The 17757-nt window shown below is 57.6% G+C and carries 9 protein-coding genes; 3 read left to right on the top strand and 6 right to left on the bottom strand.

Annotated features, from left to right (window positions below):
• Positions 1-22: 22 nt before the first annotated feature.
• The 6 genes from UH5x_RS09980 to UH5x_RS09955 form a co-directional block, all read right to left on the bottom strand.
• Positions 23-5836: a peptidase gene (locus UH5x_RS09980; protein ID WP_482635576.1), complete on the bottom strand. Its 5814-nt coding sequence runs from the start codon at positions 5834-5836 to the stop codon at positions 23-25.
• Positions 5833-8307, bottom strand: coding sequence for a hypothetical protein (locus UH5x_RS09975; RefSeq protein ID WP_482635575.1), 2475 nt, complete (start codon positions 8305-8307; stop codon positions 5833-5835). The genes UH5x_RS09980 and UH5x_RS09975 overlap by 4 nt, the downstream gene beginning before the upstream one ends.
• Complete coding sequence (locus UH5x_RS09970; protein WP_482635574.1) at positions 8304-10607, bottom strand: BatA domain-containing protein; 2304 nt, start codon at positions 10605-10607, stop codon at positions 8304-8306. Before UH5x_RS09970 ends, UH5x_RS09975 begins: the two co-directional genes overlap by 4 nt.
• Positions 10604-11614 (bottom strand): DUF58 domain-containing protein, encoded by a 1011-nt coding sequence (locus UH5x_RS09965; protein WP_482635573.1) that lies wholly within the window; start codon positions 11612-11614, stop codon positions 10604-10606. The genes UH5x_RS09970 and UH5x_RS09965 overlap by 4 nt, the downstream gene beginning before the upstream one ends.
• A 167-nt stretch (positions 11615-11781) precedes the next feature.
• Positions 11782-12975, bottom strand: coding sequence for a trans-sulfuration enzyme family protein (locus UH5x_RS09960; protein WP_482635572.1), 1194 nt, complete (start codon positions 12973-12975; stop codon positions 11782-11784).
• Between the two features lies 1 nt (position 12976).
• Positions 12977-14245 carry a trans-sulfuration enzyme family protein gene (locus UH5x_RS09955; RefSeq protein WP_482635571.1) on the bottom strand — a complete coding sequence of 423 codons (1269 nt, stop codon included), beginning with the start codon at positions 14243-14245 and terminating at the stop codon, positions 12977-12979.
• Between the two features lie 348 nt (positions 14246-14593).
• On the opposite strand from UH5x_RS09955, the gene UH5x_RS09950 reads away from it, so the two are divergent.
• From UH5x_RS09950 to acpS, 3 genes are all read left to right on the top strand, one after another.
• Positions 14594-15994: a hypothetical protein gene (locus UH5x_RS09950; protein ID WP_482635570.1), complete on the top strand. Its 1401-nt coding sequence runs from the start codon at positions 14594-14596 to the stop codon at positions 15992-15994.
• A gap of 224 nt (positions 15995-16218) precedes the next feature.
• Positions 16219-17181, top strand: coding sequence for a tryptophan--tRNA ligase (gene trpS, locus UH5x_RS09945; protein WP_047815494.1), 963 nt, complete (start codon positions 16219-16221; stop codon positions 17179-17181).
• Between the two features lie 2 nt (positions 17182-17183).
• Positions 17184-17561 (top strand): holo-ACP synthase, encoded by a 378-nt coding sequence (acpS, locus tag UH5x_RS09940; RefSeq protein WP_047815493.1) that lies wholly within the window; start codon positions 17184-17186, stop codon positions 17559-17561.
• The last annotated feature ends 196 nt before the right edge of the window (positions 17562-17757 follow it).

The raw sequence follows: 17757 nt of genomic DNA, 5'->3' as shown, positions 1-17757 counted from the left end.
TGCTGAGGAACTTTCACAGGAATCACCTGTCCGATCGTGGTTTGGATTCACTGGACTTGGCCGCTTCGGCGGAAACAGCTTCGAAGTACGCCTGGACCGCTTTGCGGTACGTCATCGGAAGACGCACTTTACGGTCTTGGATGACCTCTTCGGTTTGACGTTCTCGTAGGTCGCCCCAATCCCCGTCCGCAATGTTCCAATCGCTTGCATCGATCAGAGAGTTGTCACGTGCTTGCCCTTCGCCGCGGGCTGGATGGTTCGCTTGGGGACTGCTTGGTTGCGAGGAATCTTGATCCGATGGCTGGGATGGATCGCCGGCTTGTGCAATCTGTTGCAACTGTCGTTGGCGTTGTTGAGCCAGGTTGCGGATGGCTTGCTGAGCCGCTTCCGCCAGTGTCGAGGATGCCTGTCCCGACGTTTGCTGCTGACCGGGGCTGGCCGGCGCGTTGGGCTGATTGGCCTGCTGGCTGCCTGACGCCTCGGAGGAGGATTCTCCCGCGGAACCATCCGCCGATTGATCTGAGGTTTGGTTCTCAGGCGTTTGCTGCGATTGCGATGTCTGAGAGGGATCGGATTGGGCGTCACTGCCTGCCGGATCCGGGGGCGGTGAATGGAGGGCTCGGTCCAGTTCATCCAGTGTTTTTGCGAGTTTTTGACTCTGCGAGGAAGACGGGGCGTCATCCGAAGCAGTGGAGGAGTCGCCTTCTCTGTTGGCTGGATCGCTGCTTGCTTGTTGGGCGAGTGCATCTGCTTTCGCTTGCAGTTGCTCGGCCGCTTGGGCGAGCTGCTGATTGGCTTGGCTGGCTTCACCGGACTGCAAGGATTCTTGGGCTGCGTTCATCGGTTGTTGACTGACGGCTTCGATTTCCGTGGCAACCTCGTCAAGTTTTTCAGCGGAAGTCCTGTTGCCCAGTCGTGCTTCGTGGCGTGCTGCTCTGCGAAGTTCTTCCGCTGCCATCGCGACAGATTGTTGAAGTCGCTGTTGTTGCTCGGCAAGGGGTTGATTCGAGGACGCGGGCGGTTCGAGCGATTCGTCGATCGCGAGCGATTCTTGGTTGGAATCGAGTGATTCGGCGAGGTCCTGCAGTTCTTCGGTGGCCTGCTGAGTGACACGCGAGAGCAATTCAGCAGCGGGATTGGCAGCATCGAGGTTGGCAACCGCTCGATTGCGAGCATCTTCATACCGTTGTTTCGCCTGACGCTCCGATTCGCGAGCCAAATCGCGAGTTTGCTTGGCGGCTGCCGCCGCGGTTGCTGCGTTTTCGACTTGGGCTTGTTTGTCTGCCACGTTTTTTTCTGCCCACTCTTCCCCAGGGTGCTTTTTCTGTTGTTGCTTGGCCTGGTCGAGGCTTCGCTGAGCATTGCGTTCTTGGTTTTGAGCTTGTTGGATTCGGCGGCCCGCCTCATCGACATTGCGGTGCCACTGTTGGTTCTCGTTCTGAAGCGATTGCAGGTATTGGTTTTTTCCCCGTCGTTGCATTGCTTCCAGTTGTCGAGCCGCTTTGGCACGTGATTGCTCGTTGTTGTGCAGGGATTGTTTCTGCATCTGGCGAGCCTTCTCGTTGATCGCTGCGGTTTGTTTCGCGGCATCCTGAACCGCCTCGCCAAGGGATTGGTTGGCGTCTTGCAGGTCGTCCAACAGGGCCGCGTCGTTCTGTGCCTGTTTGCTGGCTTGCGTTGCTTGGGAGAGATCATCGCGAATCTGTTCGATTGCTCGCTGTGTCGCATTTTCGTTGGACCACCCACTGGCTTGCTCTGCCATTGCCAGCAAGTGTTTCTCGACGGCGTCGGCGCGATCCGAGATGGAACGCAACTCGTCCCGAGCGATTCGTTTCTGTTCCGAGAACTCTGCGTCAGAACGTTCCAAGTTGCGACGCAGCGACGTTTCTTCGTTGGCCGCTTCGCGAATCATTTGTTCGGCGGCACGGACCGTCTGCTTCGTGATGTCCTGCAGCGATTCTTGCATCGGTTGGTCGGTGGGCAGCTTCTTTTCAAGTTGTTCGAGCAATTGCTCGGGAGTCATCTGGTTGGCTTTGGCGACCGCTTCCGCTGCGTCGAACTGGTTGTCCATGGACGGGTTTGCTTCCGAAGAGGGCGTCAGTTCATTGAGGGCGTCCCGAGTCTCGGAGGCATCTTCACCTTCGTCGATGGCTTCGAAGTGGTCCGCAATGGTCTCCAATGTTTTCGAAAGGTCATCAAGTGATTGCGAAGCCTCTTCCGGTTGGTTTTCACGGAGCTGGCTGGCAACTTGTTCGGTCTGTTGTTCCATCGCTGCGATGGCCTGGTCAGCATCGCGGGCAGCCTGCGCGTCGTCCGCTTGGGAGTAGTCCGCGTTGTTGGCTCGGTCCGCCAATTGTTCGGCGATCGCGCTGACTTGCTCCTTCAAATCGTCGAACTTGGATTCCGCCTCGGTCGCGACCTGTTCGGGGGATTCGGGACGTTTGGACTGGTCTTCTTCAATGGCATCGCTCTGTTGCTTGGCTTCTTCCGCTGCCTCACGTGCCTGGTCGGACAAGCTCGGTGTGAGTCTGCGAAGGAATTCACGCGCCTCTTCCATCATCGGGTCGAGATCCTTCCAGCTGGATTGATAGGTTTTTAGGATCGACTCAATCGGGATGGCCGCTGACACTGGCGTTTCGCTTTCCCAGCGACGACGGTTCAATCGATCACGGGCTTGGCTGGCGTCTTGATTCCAACGAGTGTCCCGCAGCGGGTCGGCGACACGGGGATCCAGGCCGAGATGCCGAACTTGCGCCATCGGGATTTCGTTGGCGACTTGGATGTGTTCCAGTCGGATGGGTTGATGGATGATCCCGTCAGCAGAATTGACTGGGTACCGTTCTCGGTCGGCCACGAACTGCCACTGTTTCTCGAAGCGATGCAATTGGTTTCCTGCATCCAGCGTCATCACCGCTTTCGAGACTTGGTCATGAAATGCGACCTCGTCGAGGTCCGAACTTTCCGGCGAGACGAATCCATCGGCAGTGATGGCGTCCAGGGTCCGGGCGATGAGGTCGAGGTCCGAGCTGGCGGTCACCTGGGAATCGCTTCTCGCTTCTTCAAAACGTTCCGCTTGTTGCAGGCGGTTCAGGATGGTGTCGCGAAGACCTTGAAAGGATTCCTGGTGCAGTCGTTCCACGGATTTGGATTCAGCCAATTCATTGGAGTCGCCGCGTTCGGCGAGTGATTTCGATTTGCGTTGTTGGTCGTGCCATTGCTTGCCGATTCGATTCAGCGTTGCGAGCTGTCCAGCCCATCCCATGGATTCCGCGGTGAACTCCTTCATCGCGGCGGCGATTCGGTTGGCCACGTTGCCGTGCAACAAACTATGAACTCGCAACGCTTTGACTTCCTCTGCAATTTGCTGCATGGTTTCGCGGAAGGGACGCTCCGCATTCCCATCTTGCGACGTGCGAAGTTTGTCACGAGCGTCCGAGATGACCTGGGTGCGTTGATCCACGAAGCGATGAATTTGCTCATGGTGTCGCTGCACTTCTTCGGGAAGATCCGGTTCCATCGACTTCAGGAGGTCACTGATTTGTTGCAGTTGCTGATGAAGCAGCTCGCTTTGTCCCGGCAGCCTGGTGATGGGGATGTTGGCATCCGCGTCACCGAGCATCGCGGCGCTGGTTTGAATCGTTTCCATGTCCTGGGAAAGTCCCATGGCGAGCTCGATGGCCAGGATCGCTTTCGTGAACTCGATCGACCGCGACGTCAATCGAGTGAGCATGCCTAGTTTGCCAACATGCGAGCTCGAAAGCCGTTTGCGTTGGTCCACGGAATCGTCGTTGGGGAATTGCTCGCCAATCTGCTGCCAAGTTTTGTATTGAAGCGACGTCTGTTCGAGGGCAAAAGTGGCAGCCGAATCCAGACGCGACCATTGGTCGATTCGTATCGGATCGTCCATCGAGGCCAGAAGTTTGCGAATGGAGGTCGGCGCTGCTTCGTCCGGCGCGGGTGAGATTTCATCGGCCGAGGCATTGAATCCAGAAATCGATTCCCACCGGACACGAAGCTGTTGCAATTGAGCGGGAAGATTGGGATTCAATTGGAACGACTCAGTGTCCGTGGACTCAATCGCGGCTTTCATGCTGTTTTGCATGCCTTGACTGATCTGGTTCAGTTCTTCGAACCAAGGCGTGATTTGTTGTGTGAGTTCTTGGTGAGCCAACAGATCGTGATGTCGATCGGGATCAAAATCCAACTGCGCAATGAAAATATCAATCCAATTGGATTGACCGCGGTGGCCTGCTCGATCCACGGCGATCAGTCGAGTCTTCAAGCGACTGCCGGACGGCAATTTTGCATCCGCATTTTCGCGTCCATCAAAACGAGCCAGGTCCCAGTTCAGATCCACGCGAACGACTGAACTGGGATCTTTCAAATCAATCTTGGTTTCTGTCAGCCCTTCACCTTCCAACAGGATTTGCTGGATCGCATAGTCCATCGGAATGTCGTCCTCCAAATGTCCGACCAACGAAAGCACCGCCGCTGGCGAGGCAATTTGTCGACGCGGAATCGATTCGTCCCACGCCGCGATGGGGCTGCGGTCGATCACGGGGTCAATCGTGTATCTCGGCGAAAAGGGGTTGTTCAGTCCCGTGTCGGAACCCGTTGCGTCCAGGCGATAGCTGCCGGGGGTTGAGATCGGAACGGTGATTTCGAACTGCTGATCCTCGGGGGAAACGGATGCCAAGGCAAACCCAGAACCGCGCGAAGAGAAACGCATCTCCGCGTCTCGAACGGGTTGATCGAATTCCACTCGCATCGTGACCTTGGTTCCGACAAACGCGGTGAGGTCACCATGGTTCTCGGTGACGGTTTTGTTTGGCAGTTTGGTGTGCGACGGGTACTGATACTCTTTGACAAACGAAGTCGCACGCGGGCGAGGTTGCGGGGTCAGCGTGTACCACAGGGTCTCCGCATCTCCTGCAAGAATTCGATATTCAACCGAAGTTTGCTGGACCGGAAGATTTGCCGAATAGGTTGGCAGCCGAGGTGCGTCCAAGGCTGCCTGATCGTGTGTTTGATTCGCGAGGGCTTCGTGTGAACGTCGGACCATGCGCTGACGTTCTTGTCCCAGTTCGTCGCGGATTTCAAGCCAGACATCGGACCGGCCCAAACGGTCCACTTCCACCATCACGCCGACGAGATCCCCTTCGGCAACCATGGCGGATGGTGGGTCGGGTTGGAGCAAATGGATTTTGGTCAGGGAGGCTCGTTGGATGGGGGCGATTGGCAGCAGGACGCGCGCGAAGCGCCGTGGCAATTCCAGGGTCGGGATCAATCCCAACGCCGTGATGGCGACGAGCAGGGAGAACAGCACCCACAAGGCTTGTTGGATCAGTTTCCAGGGCAACAAGCGTCGCACTTCGACATCGCCCATCTGATCGGCGACATGCGATTGCAGTTTCCGTCTGAAGTCAGGCGAGCCATTGAGATGGTCGACTTCACTGAGTTCGACGGCGGACAGGATTTGACCGCGAAGTTTGCTTTGAGCGATTTCAAAGCTTCCGGCGACTTCGGCGGGGGAACTTTGAAATGCGGAAGCGATTCCGTTTCGGTAGGCTGCCCAGCCTGCGGCAACATACGCAAGCAGACTCAGCAAGACGCGTGGCAGGGTGCTTGGACGCACAAAATGGTCGATCAACGCCAGGGCAATCATGGCGGTGATCAGCATGGTCACGCCCACGGCGACACCACGACACGCTTGCAGTGTGGCACGCCGTCTGGCGAAGGCACGCAGCGCATCGCGAGTTGCGGGCAGCAGTTCGCTGGGGGCCTGGTGGTTCGTTCTGGGCAGTTCGCCCAGCATTCCGTAGGGCAGTTCGCTCATACCAATCCCACCTTTTTACGCATCCACCATTCGGCGGCTAGAAGTCCCAGGATGGCCACAAACAGCCACCATGATTCCCACATCAACGTGTCGGTTTCAATGATTTGGCCGCGAGACAACGGCAGCAGCTGGCTCAGCATCTCTTCTGCGGACGACTCGTGGACGTAGGTGCCACCGCCGGCGCTCGCAATCTCTTTCAGAGTGTCCTCGTCCACCGCCACACGATCCAGTTCACCCTTGCGGGACGGTTCCACCCAAATCGGTGCGGTTGCTTTCAAGGCGGAAGCGTCATAGCCACTGGCGCGAACTCGCACGTGATAGGCACCGGGCGGCAGAGAATCGGTTTGGGCCAAGTACGTTCGACGAGACTCGTCGTCAAGGTTCATCGGAAGGGTGGCAACGATTTGGTCGTCGCGAATCAACAAGGCATCCACCGTCGCCGGGGTGTTGGGGGACGCTCCCTCGCCGAACGGTGTTTCATTGTCGAGCAGCCGGACCCGGATCAGTGCTGATTGGCCGGAGTCGTAATCGATTTTGTCGGTTCCGATCGCAACATAGTCGTCCCGCACGGCGTACGGCGGTTGCATTGCGGCGGTCAGCATCTGATTCCAGAAACGGCCGTGCAGTTGACTCTCGATCTTGTAACGCCAACGCCAAGTTTGATCCGTTGCCAGAAAGAACACACGCCCTGCACCAAACAGACGGGTGACCAACCAAGGGACGCGGCTGTCGGTAGGAGAAGATGTCTCAGTTGCTTCTACCAAAGCATCTGCCCAGACTTCGGCATCCGCCCGAGCCGTTGTGACGGGAATCACGCCCGGGACCGGCATGCTGCGCCAAAGTTGCTCGTTGGACGCGATCTCAGAACTCAGCAACATCACCGGTTGAGAACGTCCCGTCGCTGTGGGGCCAATGGACTGAACGGATGGTTGTTGTCGTTGGTATCGAAGCAGGTCATTGTTTTCGGAGGAGCCCGCAGGGTCGACGAATTCGACGGGCAACAGGTCGTTCAGCGACTCGATTCGTGACAGACGGTTGTAACGACCATTGAGCATGATGAGTCCGCCACCGCGACGAACGAATTCTCGCAAGCCAACGGAGTCCGCCTCGGTCCATTGTTCTGGTGGAACTTCGCCCAACACGATTGCGTCGAATCGGTTCCAGTCTTCGGTTGTGGCCGGCACCTCTCCGTCGTTGTCCCCCCGTGAAATTTGGGGGGAGTCCGTGCCCGGGCCGAACAGAACCGTGTTCACTTGCCAAGCGGGATCCCGAGCGAACAGGTTCCGCAGATAACGTGTTTCCCACCGCGATGAGCCGTCGAGGATCAATAGCCGACGGTCACGACTGGCCGCTGCAATTCGAAAATCCCAGGAATCGTTTTCGGGTTGGCCCAAGGTGGTTGGGACGGTGGGATCGGCCCTGCGAATGGATGCGGTGAAGGGCAAGACAAGGCTATCGCGGTCCACGCCTCGGGCTTCTTGGTTGGCGAGACGGTTCGTGAGTGGCTCCACGGGAAGGTCAAAGTCGATTTCGGTTTGTCCGTCCTGGGTGGCCACAAAACTGTCGGACCAAACCAGCGTCTCACCCGATCGAAGTTCGATTTGAAGCGTGTCGTTGGTTACCCCATAGTGCTTGGCCACAATGGTTCCCGTCAGGCGACCATCCGCAGCAATTCGCTCGGGATGCAGGACGTTGGTGATGCCGATGTCGGTCGGTTCGTCGACGCTGCCCAGACCAACCGTGTGAACTTGCCACCCCGACTGCGAAAGTTGCCAAGCCAAATCGGAGGCATCGTCCACGCCGGCGGAGTCGCGTCCGTCGGTCATCAGCACCACTGCCAGTGGGGAGGCCGCGGTGCCAGCCGGTTCATCGGGCTGGACGAAGGATTGGGCCGGATCCCTGTTGCCTGACCGCGGCAGCATGGGGCGCAACGCAGCTGCCAAATTCGTGGTGGATCCGTTGGCTTCACCCAGGATGATTTCGGTCGATTCGCGTTCGCTCTCAGAGTCGAGATCGTAAGACTTCCATCGTGGTTGAGCGGTGGCGTCAAAACTCATCACGTCGATCAAGTGAGTCGATTGCAGCGTTTGAATCCAACCCTCGCTTTCATTTTTGCCGAACAGCATTTCAACAGAACGGCGCAAGCGATCAGGGGACTCACGGTCCGATGAGTCTCGTTCACTCATGCTCAACGACTGGTCAACGGCGAAAATGAGTCTGGCGGGCTGGCCGATGACTTGGCGGTGGTACCAAATCGGGCCAGCCAAGAGCAGAATGATGAGGATGATCGCGGTCGAACGCAGGGCAGGAAGCACCCAGGCGGCGGTGCCTGCCAGTTGCCTGGTTTCTTTCAGGTACAACCATGCCGCAGCCAGTCCGGTGAGGATCGCGATGGCAAGGATTGCCCAAGTCGGGAGATCCCACGAAAACCGCAAACTGGCAAGGTTCGATCGAGGACAATCAGTCATCATCGATGACTCCCTGCGGAAGCGGCGGGAGCGTTCCAAGCGTTGGCGGCCGATTTGGGACGCCCGGCAAATTGTTGCCAGAGGAGTTCCGCGATCAGGACAAGCAGCACCAAGAACATCAGCGGTCGCCAGATTTCTTGGCCAAATCGATCGGTTGCGGTCGCCTCCACCACGTCTTCTGGTGTGTCAAACAAACGTGCTTGCAGACGGTCCGCGAAGGTTTCGATTTGGCTGGGTTCCAACGTTCGGAGATCCGATTCAGAGGCGGGGATTTCTGCGACGCGAAGAAGAGTCGTGGCGGGGCCATCGCTGGACTCCGTGGTTGGGGCCTTCGGCCGAAAACGATAGATGCCAGCGATTTGGGTGTCGCTGAAAACGCCCGATGAAATGTTCGGAGCGTCGTTTTCAGGAGCTGCATCGAGAGGAAATTGGAATTCGGAACTGGAACCATCCGGCGACGTCACCGTCCAAGAGGTTGTCGGGCCTGGAACCAGCATCGGTTGGCCCGCCACCACGTTCATGGATTCTTGGCTGCCTACCAAGTCCAGTATCAGCTGCTGCATCATCGGCAAGTAAACCGCACGCAGTGGCAGCGTGGACCATTCTGTATCGCAGCCAATGGCAAACTGAATCACGTTGGATCGACGAACTGCTAAAACGGCTTGATCCGATGTTCGCAACAAGACCTGGGTGGATTCCGTGGCAGAATCTTCGATCAGCAACCGACGATACCGTCCAACCCGAACCTCTTCCCAGATGCCATCGCCGGCCTCTTGCAGTGATCCCCAAACACTCTGTCTGCCACGCGGCGGTTGGATGGTGAATCCAAGTCGGTCTTGTTCTTCCGTCGTGACGGAGTTCTCGCTCTCCAAGACGGCTTCGACGTCCGAAGCGGTGATGAGTCGATCCAGTTTGGCTGGCAACCATGGGACGTTGTTCCACTGGTCTGCGGCCACTTGATCGCCGTCGAAGAAGACGAGCTTTCCATTGTGAGCAAGAAACTGTTCGAGCAACTTGTTGTCAGAGTCATCTCGCGAGTCGATCTGTTTGACGTTGGCAAAGATGATGACGTCGGGACGTTCGGCGGTGTCCATTTGGGTTGCCAGTTCAGGGGACCATCGCGAACCCGAAAAGACTCGGCTGCTAACCAAATCCGAACGAGCATTCTGGTCTGCTCGTGCACTCTCATTGACGCTCGCGAAGGCAAAGGGACTGAGTGCCAAACGCAAGAAGTCCGTTTCGCTTTGCAACGGTTCGTTGGATGGATTTCCATCGACCAACCACACCCGGATTTGGGGCAGGACGTGGATGGCAAGTCTGCGACGATTGTCCGCCGCGATTGCGTCCGTGTGTTCGACGGCGAATGCCAGCGAATGGTCGCCACCTGTTTCCGGGGTGTGCGTGAACGAGAGAGTGGATGAACTGCGAGGAGCGATGTCGAGGGTTGCGGTTTGCACGGTCTGCCCGTCGTAGAACCATCGTCCGGTCAATCGACTGACGGAGCGATCTGAATCATTCCGGATCTTTGCGGTGAAGTTGACCAACCGATCTTTCAAAACCGCTGGGGCGTTGGCGTCGAGTGATTCCACCACCAAGTTGTCGAGCATGGCGTCGGCTTGAGCAACGTTGAGGAAGTCGACTCGCGGTGGCGGTGTCATGCGATCCAGTTGAACGCGAGCGTCTTCGACCGCATCGATCCATTGATTCCCAGCAGCCAAACAGTTGGATTGAAAGTCGCCGCAAAGCACAATTCGACGATTCGGATGCGAGGCCTCCTTGCATGCGTCCAGGCAAGTGTCCAACGCTTGGACGTAGTCCGATGGAGGACCGTCGAATGGAAGTTCGGACAAGCCGACCAAAGCATCGCGAGGGGCGGATCGCTGGAACGCCGCCGTGAGCTGACTGGCCCGAATCACAATCACCTCGTCACCGCGTGATAGATTTTCAATCAGTCCGGTGGCTGCTTTTCGAACGCGATCGTGACGTCCGGCAGCCTGCATGGAGCGACTGTCGTCGACACACAGGATCAGCGTCAGCGGTTCGGACCCAGGCAAGGCGCGAGCCGACGAGAGCAATGGACGAGCCATCGCGAGCGCCAGCAAAATCGGAATCGCACATCGAAGTGCCAGCAGGATCCATTGATGCCACTGCATGCGTCGGCGGTTTTTCGCAACGACGTCCTGAAGCAAGAACATCGCTCCCCAATCCATCGATCGATAGCGACTGCGGAACAACAAGTGGATTGCCAGGGGAACGACAAATGCGAGTGCGCCGGCGAGGAGTCCGAGGTTGAGGAAATTCATCTCGAAGAATCGCCCTCCGCCGAGGCATTCGGTTGGGAGCTTGCCAAGACGGAACCGGGGAAGGTCAGTGAACCGCTGATGCCACCACCACGCCGCAGCGTCACGAACCTCGCGAGCGCGTCGACGACGGGAACATCGGTGGTGATCATGGCATGGTCGACACGGTTGCGACGGCAGGCTGCTTCGATCGTCGCGTTGTGACGATTCAGGGACTCAATGTAGCGTGAACGAATTTGTCGCGAATCGATGATCTCACGATGATCGCCGTTCTCTAAATCGCGAAATTCGATTCGGTCATGGAAGGGGAAGTCGACTTCATCCGGATCGAGGATTTGTAGAAACACGACCTCTTGTCGTTGAGCTCGCAAGGACGCGAGTGATTTGCCGAGTGATTCAGGATCACCGAGGCCATCGGAGATCAGAACCACCAGCGAACGTCGTGGCAGTTTCAGCATCGCTTGGCGGATGACGGTGCCCAAGTCCGTTTCACCGCCACCAGAATCACTGGCCAGGATCGCAAGCAAGGCTTGGAGGTGCGACGGCATGGTTCGCGGTGGCAGCGAGTCACTGATCTTGTCGTCAAACGTCATCAATCCAACCGCATCTTGGCTGGAGAGCATCATGTAAGCGATCGCCGCGGCGATCGCGGTCGCATAATCTTGCTTGCGATTGCCCAGGGAGGCCCGGGAGTCTGTCAGTTGCAACGCTCGGCTGCCGGCGTATTGCATGCTGCCGCTGCGGTCGACCAGCAGCGTGCACCGTAGATTGGTCTCTTCTTCGAATTCGCGAATGTAGAGACGATCGCTTTTGCCGAACGCACGCCAATCGATGTTCCGCAGTTCATCGCCAGGGACGTAGGGGCGGTGCTCTTTGAACTCGACGCTGGACCCTTTGTGCGGAGATCGGTGGCGACCCGCGGTCAGTCCCTCGACAGTCTGTCTCGCGATCCACTGCAACGCGGCGGCACGCGACGCATCACGCGCGGTGAACAGATCGGGGAAACGCATGGTGGGCTGGGGCAGGAAGGCGGCAAGCGGAGGCGAAATCGTCCCCCTATCCTAATGCAACGGGAGCCGAAAGTCGCTGAGCAAAGCGAACTCTTCCCCGCTTGGCGTCTCCTTCTCCGGACGAGTCGATCCGGTCCTTGGCAGGTCGCCTCCGGCCATGGAGGGGGTTAGGAAATCGCGGCGAACGCCCGTTCCAGGTCCGTTTCCAAATCGCGGGGCGATTCCAGACCGACGGAGAGGCGGATCAGCGAATCCGTGATTCCATGTGCAGCACGTGCTTCAGGAGCGTAAGACGCATGGGACATTGTGGCGGGTTGCTCGATCAAGGATTCCACTGCGCCCAGACTGACCGCGAGGTGAAACAATTCGGTCGACTGACAGACCTTGGAAACCTGTTTCAGCGATGCGTTCAGTTCGAACGTGATCATCGCACCGAAGTGAGTTTCTTCCTCGTCGGGTTGCTGCTGCCCGAACAATTGGCTGGCCAAATTGTGCTGGTCATGCGAAGTCAGGCCGGGATACAGCACTGATCGGACCAGCGGGTAAGCTTCCAGCCACTTTGCCAATCGGAGTGCCGTTCGCGACTGCTCGCGAATTCGCAAGTCCAATGTCTTCAAGCCACGCGAGATCAGAAAGCTGCTCATTGGATCGAGCACCGCACCGGTCGCGTTCTGAATGAAATAGAGTTGGTCGTGAAGTTCAGAATCGGAGACGGCCAGCGTTCCACCGAGGCAGTCGCTGTGGCCGCCGAGGTACTTCGTCGCGGAGTGCATCACGATGTCGATGCCGAAATCCAAAGGGCGCAACAGCGCCGGGGTGCCGAACGTGTTGTCGACGCCGGAGAGGATTCCCTTGGATTTGGCCAGCCGAGCGATCGCCGGCAAGTCGGAGATCGTCATCCGAGGATTTCCGATCGATTCGGTCCAAATCAGTTTGGTCCGATTGGTGATGGCGTTTTCAATCGCACTCAAATCGGTGACATCCACCAGGCTGACTTCGATACCGCTGCGATTGCAAATTTGGTGCAGCAACCGGTAGGCACCGCCATAGATGTCCGTTCCCGCGACGACGTGGTCGCCGGATTCCAACAGCATGGTGACCGCGTGGATGGCAGCCATGCCGGATGAAAACGCCAGTGTCCCGCAGGCGTTTTCAAGCGACGCAAGTGTGGTTTGCAGGCCCGTTCGAGTTGGGTTGCCGCTGCGTGAGTAGTCGTATTGGCCCCACTCGCCTGCACCGGGTTGGCGGAATGTGCTGGCAAAGTGGATGGGTGGGACGACGGCGCCGGTCGATGGATCAACTTCGTTGCCAACGTGGATGGCGCGCGTTCGAAATTCGCCGTTTGGTTTGGATGGGTTCATCTCAAATCACCGCCAAAGCTTGGTCCAGATCCGCGATCAAATCCGCTGAATCTTCGATGCCACAAGAGTAGCGAATCATATTGTCGGCGATTCCAAAGCTGGCTCGTTCTTCCGGTGAGTAATTGAAATAGCTCATCACAAGCGGTTGTTCGATCAACGATTCGGTGCCGCCCAAGCTGGGGGCGATCCGAGCAATTTTCGCTCCATCGACGACGCGTGACGTTGTTTTCCAGTCCGCATCCTTGACTGTGAAGGTGATCAAGCCGCCGTAGCCCAGCATCTGCTTTTTCGCGATCGCGTGAGAAGGATGACTTGGCAGGCCCGGGTAATAGACGCGTTCGATCTTGGGATGTTGATGAAGAAATTCAGCCACGGCTTGGCCGTTTTCGTTGTGACGCTGCATCCGCAGTGAGAACGTCTTCAATCCGCGTTCCAGTAAGTACATGCTGTGAGGAGAGGAGACGCTGCCCAAACATCCACGAAGAGCCCGGATGGGATCGAGCAATTCCTTGCGGCCCGAGATGACTCCCGCCAGCAAGTCGTTGTGCCCGCCCAAATACTTGGTCGCGGAGTGCCAAACGTAGTCGACGCCATGATCAAGCGGTCGCACGTTCATTGGAGTTGCCAAGGTCGCGTCGATCAGCGTTTCGATTTCACGGGCTTTGCCGAGCGCGACAAACTGTTCCAGATCGACGCAGGTCAAGTGCGGGTTGGTGGGCGATTCACTGACCAGCATTTTGGTGCGTGGCGTGATCGCGGCTTCCATTGCAGCGAAGTCGCCGGTGGGAACCTGTCGAGTGACGACTCCAAACTTTGCCAGGTGCTTGCCACAGAATTCCCGGCTGCGGTGATAGCACTGATCGAAGAAAATGATTTCGTCGCCGGAGGACAAGCGGCTCATCAGCAACCCGACGATTGCCGCCATGCCGCTGGAGTAAACCACCGCGTCTTCGGCGTTGTCGAGTGCTGCCAGTTTCTGTTCGACCAGCCGTTCGTTGGGGTTGCCGTAGCGTCCGTATTCTTCGCGCTGGTCGCGACCTTCAACGAAATCCAACAGTTTGTCGGTGGATTCAAAGGTGAAGGTGGAGGCCGAGTAAATGGGGGTTGTGATGGCCCCTTCGGCGTGCTGACGCGAGGGGGCATCCGGGGCAATGTTCCCGTGCACGCACTGAGTCGAGAGACCCGATGGCGACAAGCCCGTGGGAGAAGGTCCCGCGGCACGGGACGTTTGGTCGATCATTTCGACCGGATCGATGGCGATCGGTTTCATGTGTTGGCTTTTTAGCAGTGAGGCTGCAAGCGGCCGCAAATCCCTAAACAAACGTCAGAGTGGAGGGGATGCGATTTCTCCACGACGTGCATTCAGCCTAGCCACGGGGGAGGTTTTGGGCAACTGATTTTTTTGCCGACCTGGGACGCTTTTGAATGGGCCCGCCTGTTGGCTTTGGCAGTGCCCCATTCAAATCTTGGATCGCTGCTGTCGGAACGAGGTTCTTGGTACACTCCGAGGTACCCGATGGTCGTTCGCTTTCCTCTTTGTGCAAACCTTTCCCGTTAGGCAAACGTTTTGTTTTCAGCCCCCGCTACAACCGATTGGATTCGCCTTTTTGCGACACTGGTGGCTGCGTTGATGCTGTCGCCGGTGGGGGCATGGGGCCAAGCCGACGAAGGCCAGGACTCGCTCCCGAAGACTCCGCCCGCGAACACCGATCCAAACGACACGACCACCGATTCGGTGTCGACCAAGTCGTTTCGAAAAGCCCCGCTGGATCCCGAAAAGATCGCCCAAGTGTTTCGGGCTCAGGCGGTGTTTCCCAATGCAGCTTTACCGGCTGAAGCGGAGTTTGCCGAAGAGGAGTCCCAAGGCCCCGCGGCGGATCCGAACGACGCAGAGCCTGAGGTGGACGACGAAACGATTCGGCAAGCCAAGATAGCGGGGTTGATCGCTCAACTCGGTGCTCCCGAATTTGCCATTCGTGAACAGGCAACGGCGGGCTTGAGGATGCTAGGCGACGATGCTCTGCCGGCACTGCGAAACGCTGCCGTCGAACACGACGATTTGGAGGTTCGTTTGCGAGCCGAAAATGTGGCCTCGGGAATCGTCAGCAGTGCCGTGGCCGGGCGAATCGATTCTTTTCTGGATGGCCAGCCAGGTTCGTTCGAAGGGTGGGATGTCTTCCAGGAAATCGTGGGCGACGGTCCACGGCTACGGGAGGTGTTCATCGAAATGATGTTGCGACATCAGGATTTGGTCCAGTCGCTCGACGTTGGCACCGAGGCACGGATGAAGGCACTGGAAAAAGTGATCGCCAGGATCCAGCACCGTCAATTGCTGGAATCGCAGCTTCCCTCCGGAGCGGACGTGTTTGCGATGTTGCTGTGTTTCAACGATCACGACTTGAGGTTGTCCAATATCCACGAAGAAGCGTTGCTGCGAATGCTGCGGATGAGCGTCACGGCGGAGCTGGTTCGAGACGAACAGCTTGCCGGACCGTTTCGCACATTGTTGGCGGGGTGGATCCAGCGGTGTGATCGAGCGAGTTGGCCGGAGGTGTTTTGGTTGTCGATGCAACAGAGCCTTGAGCGGACATTGCCTTTGGCGGAACGCGTGTTGGGGCTTCCGGATGCATCCATGGACGAGACCGTCCTGGCGCTGCAGCTGATCAGTCGGTTTGGCAACGAAAGCAACGTTGCGGCCGTTCGGTCGATGTTGGAAGACGATCGGGCGGTGACGGAATTGGAGTTCATCGGTGGGAAACAGGTCCGTGCCGAGGTCCGTGACCTGGCTGCCGCCACCATCATGATTCTCAAGCACAGGCCGCTGGATGAGATTGGCCTGAATCCGAACTCCCTGCATCCCAAAATCGGATTCATCCCGCGCGGGTTGGGCTTTCCAACGGACGATCCAGAACCGCGTTTGAAGATGCTGAAATTGCTGGAGGCTGTGTTGGAAACAGGCACGGGGTCGAAACCCGAGTCACCGGAAACCGAGTCACCTGAAAACAGCGCCCCAGAATGATCTTGGACCTGGCAAGACGGGCCGTTTTTTAAATGAGGTTTGGAGGTCCGAGAGGGGAGTGCGCCCAGCGACGACTGCTACAAACCGCACCGACCGAGTTTGAATTTTGTGTCTCGGAGGACTCTTTGTTGGGGGGTGATCTCCCGAATCGGCTGGATTCGGTTAAGTTGAGAGGTTCCACGTTGCTTTCTTTGATCAAATTTTCTTCTTTGTTTGACTGACTTATGCGAGTGCTCTCGGGAATCCAGCCAACTGGTCGGCCCCACTGGGGAAACTACTTTGGTGCGATTCGCCAATACATTGATTTGCAAGAGGCCAATGAGGGCTTTTACTTCATTGCTGACTTGCATGCGTTGACCACGGTTCGCGAACCGGACGTGCTGCGTGAAAACGTGCTCAACGCCGCGTTGGATTTGCTGGCGTTGGGTTTGGATCCGGCGAAAGCCAATCTGTTCGTGCAGTCGGAGATTCCCGAGGTGACCGAACTGACTTGGTTGCTGATGACCGGGACATCCATGGGATTGCTGGAACGCTGTCACGCCTACAAAGAAAAGAAAGCCAAGGGGCTGGCCGCTGACGCTGGGTTGTTCACTTACCCCGTTTTGATGGCCGCTGACATTCTCGCCTACGATTCGCAGATTGTGCCGGTTGGTGTTGACCAAGTTCAGCACATCGAAGTCTGCCGTGACTTGGCGGGTTCGTTCCATCACGCGTTTGGTGAAACGTTTGTGTTGCCGAAGGCGAAGACCTTGGACATCGGGGCAAAGGTCCCGGGGACCGACGGTCAAAAGATGAGCAAGAGTTACAACAACACTCTGCCGTTGTTCGGTGACGTGAAGAAGATTCGCAAGCAAATCATGCGAATCGTGACCGACAGCCGTCCGATGGAAGATCCCAAGGACCCGACGGACGACCACCTGTTTCAGCTCTATCAATTGTTCGCCGCGCCAGCGGAAGTCGAAGCGATGGCGGCGAAGTATCGCGCGGGCGGTTTCGGATACGGCGAGATCAAAAAAGCCGTGGCGGAAGTCAGCGAGGAATACTTCGCCCCGGCACGAGCCAAGCGGGAAGAGTTGGAAGCCGACCTGGACACCGTGCGAGACGTTTTGGCCGAAGGTGCCAAGCGGGCTCGTGAGGTTGCAGCCAGCGTGGTCGAGCGAGCTCGACGCAATTGTGGGTTGCGTTAGTCATGGCAATCGTGGCAGTCGGGACCGAGATTGTTCAGTGCGCTCGCATCGCTCAAATGATTCAGCAGCACGGGGAGCAATTTCTGGAGCGAGTTTTCACGGCTGCTGAAATTGACCACTGTGCCCAACGGCCCGATGCGACGGGGCACTTTTCTCGTCGTTGGGCCGCCAAGCAAGCTGTCTTCAAAGCCCTGCGTTGCCACCGGCGTGGCGTCAGTTGGACGGAGATCGAGATCGCGACGCACGCCAGTGAGGGGCCGGCGATCACGCTGCACGGCATCGCAGCGGAACTGGCGGAGGAAGCTGAGATTGATGCCATTCATTTAAGCCTGGGCGGATGTCGCACTCAGGCAATCGCTTATGTCGTGCTCTGCGACTAAGCAGGTACGCAGGTGTCATCGGGTATGTGAGCCGTTTGGCGTTAGCCACGGTTCCCACGCAAAACCGGGGCTAACGCCCAAACGGCTCACAAGGTGAAACCAAATCATCCCTGCGTACCTGCTTAGTTGCCCTGTTTGCTCGTTGATGACCTGGTTCGGTGGGGATCCAGCGGATTGCGTGAGGCAGTGGATCAAG

The organism is Rhodopirellula sp. UH5 (assembly GCF_056839225.1).
The sequence above is the reverse complement of the archived record's forward strand: the minus strand, read 5'-3'. Positions and strand labels throughout refer to the sequence as shown.

Bases quoted from the DNA above. Each gene is read 5' to 3' on its own strand.
- UH5x_RS09975 (WP_482635575.1), bottom strand. From the start codon at position 8,307: ATGATGACTGATTGTCCTCGATCGAACCTTGCCAGTTTGCGGTTTTCG.
- UH5x_RS09965 (WP_482635573.1), bottom strand. From the start codon at position 11,614: ATGCGTTTCCCCGATCTGTTCACCGCGCGTGATGCGTCGCGTGCCGCC.
- UH5x_RS09980 (WP_482635576.1), bottom strand. From the start codon at position 5,836: ATGAGCGAACTGCCCTACGGAATGCTGGGCGAACTGCCCAGAACGAAC.
- UH5x_RS09970 (WP_482635574.1), bottom strand. From the start codon at position 10,607: ATGAATTTCCTCAACCTCGGACTCCTCGCCGGCGCACTCGCATTTGTC.
- acpS (WP_047815493.1), top strand. From the start codon at position 17,184: ATGGCAATCGTGGCAGTCGGGACCGAGATTGTTCAGTGCGCTCGCATC.
- trpS (WP_047815494.1), top strand. From the start codon at position 16,219: ATGCGAGTGCTCTCGGGAATCCAGCCAACTGGTCGGCCCCACTGGGGA.
- UH5x_RS09955 (WP_482635571.1), bottom strand. From the start codon at position 14,245: ATGAAACCGATCGCCATCGATCCGGTCGAAATGATCGACCAAACGTCC.
- UH5x_RS09960 (WP_482635572.1), bottom strand. From the start codon at position 12,975: ATGAACCCATCCAAACCAAACGGCGAATTTCGAACGCGCGCCATCCAC.